Source organism: Ectothiorhodospira lacustris (assembly GCF_022227785.1).
In the GTDB taxonomy this organism is placed as follows: Bacteria; Pseudomonadota; Gammaproteobacteria; order Ectothiorhodospirales; family Ectothiorhodospiraceae; genus Ectothiorhodospira; species Ectothiorhodospira lacustris.
This window is the reverse complement of record NZ_JAJNQM010000131.1, coordinates 1-4,112: the sequence shown is the minus strand read 5'-3', so window position 1 is coordinate 4,112 and position 4,112 is coordinate 1. Positions and strand designations below refer to the sequence as shown.

4 protein-coding genes are annotated in these 4,112 nt (G+C 60.3%); all 4 read right to left on the bottom strand.

Features of this window, described 5'->3' with window-relative positions; genetic code table 11:
- Window positions 1-74: 74 nt before the first annotated feature.
- Complete coding sequence (locus LQ952_RS15425) at window positions 75-1,262, bottom strand: UDP-N-acetylglucosamine 4,6-dehydratase (RefSeq protein WP_200177242.1); 1,188 nt, start codon at window positions 1,260-1,262, stop codon at window positions 75-77.
- A gap of 25 nt (window positions 1,263-1,287) precedes the next feature.
- A complete protein-coding gene (locus tag LQ952_RS15420) occupies window positions 1,288-2,472 on the bottom strand; it encodes a LegC family aminotransferase (protein ID WP_200177243.1) in 1,185 nt (394 codons plus the stop codon).
- A 51-nt stretch (window positions 2,473-2,523) separates the two neighbouring features.
- Window positions 2,524-3,297, bottom strand: coding sequence for an ElyC/SanA/YdcF family protein (locus LQ952_RS15415; RefSeq protein WP_200177244.1), 774 nt, complete (start codon window positions 3,295-3,297; stop codon window positions 2,524-2,526).
- Window positions 3,298-3,356: 59 nt separating this feature from the next.
- Window positions 3,357-4,112: polysaccharide deacetylase family protein (locus LQ952_RS15410; RefSeq protein WP_238623503.1), on the bottom strand; the 756-nt coding region annotated here is incomplete at its 5' end.

Below are 4,112 nucleotides of genomic sequence, written 5' to 3'. Positions count from 1 at the left end.
CGGCCCTTCTCCCCCGAGGGGAGAAGGGAGCTTTCATAGCTGAACCATGGTTCTTTCACGATAAAACCAACCCCCTACATCCGCCCATCCAGATACCTGCCCGTCTCCTTATGGGCAAAATCCGGAATCATCTCATTAAAAAGCGCCACCAGATCCGGCTTGTCCCAAACCCCAGCCTCCTTCAACTCACCAATACGCGCCTCAAACCGATCCAGCCGATCCCCATCAAACACCGCCTCGTTCCGGATCACCCCCACCGACGCAAACCGCTCCATGTCCAGCACCTCGAGATCCGTGAAAAACTCCTCGAAATCCTTCTCCCCCGTCGTATCACTGTCGAAGAAATAACAAGGCCAGCGCCCGGTCGGAATCAACTCCGCCGCCCGCCCCCGGGCCTCATCCTCCGTCTCGCACACCTGGGGCTCATACCCCCGCGCCCGCAGATACTTCACCGCAATCTCCGCAAAGGTGATCAGATGCAGCCTCTCACTCAGCTTGGGGAAGAAGATGTCCCGATTCCCCCCCAGCAGACACGACATCAGGCACAACTCCCCCGACTCCTGGGGCGTGACGAAATACCGCCGCACATCCCGAGGCGCCGAGATGGGCTGACTCTTGGCCAGCCGCTGATTGAACCCATGCAGCAAACTCCCATCGGAAAACGCCACATTGGCAAACCGCGCCATGGAAATCGGCAGATGCACACTCTCCCGCATCAGGAACATCTCCATGATGCGCTTGCTCGCCCCCATCATGTTCACCGGGTTGGCCGCCTTGTCGGTGGACACGCAAAAATACTTCTCACTCCCCTGCTCCCGCGCATAGGAGAGGGTGCGCCGGGTGTTGAGGATATTCACATCCACCATGCGCATCAGCGTGAATGGATCCTTCTCACTGCGCACATGCTTGAGAGCCGACAAGTTCAGGATGTAGTCATACCCCCCACTCCAGCGCATGAAGGCCTCGAATTCCACCCCACCGCAGTCGATGGCAAAGGTACGGAAATCCCCCTCGATATACCCCAGCGTGCTGCGGATATCCCGCACCAGCTCCACCATGTTGTTCTCGCTGATGTCCACCACATGCAACACCCGCGGATGGCGCTTGAAGATCTCCCGCACCACCGCCTGGCCAATGGACCCGGCCCCGCCGATCACCAGAAACCGCCCCCCCTGCACCAAGGACGACAATTCGGCTTCATAGCCCTGGATGTCCACATCAAACAGCGGCTCCGACCGCCCGATCAGGTCAAGCACGTTCATCAATTACCCCATCCATTCACGTCCATCACTCAGCCCCGGCAACACCCGGCAGCGCCCCGTCCGGCACACTGGAAGGCAGATTCACCACCCTATCCTCCAGCCAGCGGGCATTGTCCAGGCCATCGTGCTGACAGTCCTTGAACATCTCCAGGCGATGCATCAAGCGCCACACCGGGCGCGTCATCACCCCCTGGGCATTGGTATACTCCAGAAAGGCATCCCGCTTGGCACTGGAATCCAGCACCAGGGCATTGAGCCAGTAATTGGCCCGGCCCGCCTCGCGCTCCGCCACAAAGCTCAGCCCCCGCGCCTCGCACATCCGCGCATACGCCCCCGCCACCTCCCGCTTGGCCGCCAGCATCTCCGGCAACCGCTCCATCTGCGCACAGCCCAGGGCCGCATTCAGATTGGGCAGACGGTAGTTGTACCCCACCTCATCATGCACATACTCATAAGCATGGGGCTGCTTGGCCGTGGTGGTCACATGCCTGGCCCGCAGGGCCAGACCCTCATCATCGGTAAGGATCATGCCCCCGCCACCGGTGGTGATCACCTTGTTGCCATTGAAACTGAGCGTGCCCAACCGGCCGAAGGTGCCCGTATGCCGATCCCCCACCCAACTGCCCAGGGACTCGGCGGCATCCTCCACCACGGGAATGCCGTATTCATCGCACAGGGCCACGATCTCCTCGATGCGGCACGGATGCCCGAAAGTATGCATGGGCACACAGGCCGCCAGCCGCCGCCCCGTGAGCCGGTTGTAACACTCCCCGCCCCGGCGCTGGGCATGAGCCTCCAGGAACCGCCGCAGCGCCTGGGGGCCCAGGCCCAGGGTGTCCCGATCCACATCCACAAACACCGGCTGCGCCCCGCAATAGCGCACGGCATTGCAGGTGGCCACAAAGGTGAGCGCCTGAGTGATCACCTCATCCCCCGGCCCCACCCCCGCCAGATGCAGAGCCATGTGCAGGGCCGCCGTGCCGTTCACCGTGGCCACCGCAAAGCGCGCCCCGGTAAACGCCGCCACCCGGTCCTCGAACTCGCCCACCCGGGCTCCCACGGATGAGACAAAGTTCGAGTCGATGCACTCCACCAGATACTGGCGCTCGCGCCCCTCGAACACCGGCCGATGCAGGGGAATGAAGCCCTCGCCATAGAGAGCCCGGACTGCGGCCACCACGGCAGCAAAATCAGCTTGCCCTGTGGGCATGCACACACCTCACAAAAAAGATGGGAATCGACAGACAGGAGCCGACACAGCTCAGTGATCCAGTTCCAGGGCCAGCAGGCCCAGGAACTCGTACCATGCGACTCCCGCCTTGCCAAGATTGTCTGGAGATGGAATCCAACTCATCCAGTTCGAGCGCTGCAACGTCGTCATGGTGCGGCGCTGAGTTGGGGCGGGGATCGGCTCAAGCCCAACGTGATGGAAATGTGCCATCGCTCGCGGCATATGGGCTGCGGTGGTCACCAGCAGGAAATCCGGTTCCGGACCCAGCAAATCCGCCATTGCACGTGCCTCATCGGCGGTATCGAGTGGCGTATCGACGATCACAATCCGATCTTCCGGGATTCCCAACTCCTGGGCACCCTTTGCCAGCACATGGGCAAGGGGATCCCGACGATCGGGATCACTACTGCCGCCGCTGACGATCAGCCGAGCTTCCGGAAAAGCGACAGCGAGTCGGACGCCTTCCATCAACCTGATCGCGGACGATACCGTCAATTGAGAGCTGATGGGCCACCCCGGTTCCGGACTCCAACCGCCACCAAGCACCACGACTGCATCAATACCTTGAAAATCAGTGATATCAGCCAGTGGTGGGTAACGATCCTCCAGCATTGCCAGCCATCGGTCCGATAGCGGGGACGACAGTGCCAGCAGAAACACAAGACTGCCCCATATCACCACCAAGCCTGCACGCCGGCGTGCAGCCAACAGCAACCCGAGACCGGTAACAAAAAGCACCAAAAATACTGGAAAAGGCATGAATAACGCCCCAACCAACTTCTTAAAGGCGAAATACACTTCCACCCAACCACACCTCATGGATACTCAAAGCGTTCCCACCATCCAGGCCCGACGACTACCTCTCAAACACGCGTCGCCAATTCGCCAGATATCACTGGCTGCAGTCTATGCCCAGGCCACTGCTGCCCCGAAAGAAGCATTTCCTGTGCAGTTTGAGTCTTGAAAGTAGAGAGCAGCTTGCGAAACTTGGCCTCAAAGCCTGCTCGCCCGAGGCCTTGATGAAGACGCAGTTTCCACGGAAGCTCAATCGGCAGATGAGCAAACTCCCCGGGGTCGAATTCGTATGGATGGCAGTACAGCGTGAATGCCTGATTTGCCGCCATGGATCGCGACACAGCCCAGCGAATCACAGGCCAAGGCAACAGCCGGTGATATCCCCCTCCCGCTACCGGCAGCACACGACCAAAAAGTCGCAATGTCGCTGCCGGAAACTCAACCAGGCTCAGACCGGATGGCAACAGAACGCGCGCGGGATACGCTGGCCAATTCGCGCGTCCGTGACGATAAGTAGGCGATGGAAAGATACTGGAATCGTACCTGAACCCTTCCTCTGCAAGGATCTCCAACGGCCAATCCCCAGCCGGTCCCAGCGAGAAATTTGGTGCACGGTAACCCACTACCTCATCACCAATAAGGTCTTCCAGTTGGGCCTTGGAACGACGCACATCCTCACGAAACTCCTGTGGCGTCTGTTCGTAGATGTTCACGTGGCCAAACCCATGCGAAGCCACCTCGTGCCCCTCACGCGCCATGCGCCGCACCGTTTCCGGAAACACCTCCGCGAAACGACCCAGCACAAAGCAAGTCAGCTTGTGCCC

Coding starts and splice junctions, on each gene's coding strand:
- LQ952_RS15425 (WP_200177242.1), bottom strand. CDS start 1,262: ATGAACGTGCTTGACCTGATCGGGCGGTCGGAGCCGCTGTTTGATGTG.
- LQ952_RS15420 (WP_200177243.1), bottom strand. CDS start 2,472: ATGCCCACAGGGCAAGCTGATTTTGCTGCCGTGGTGGCCGCAGTCCGG.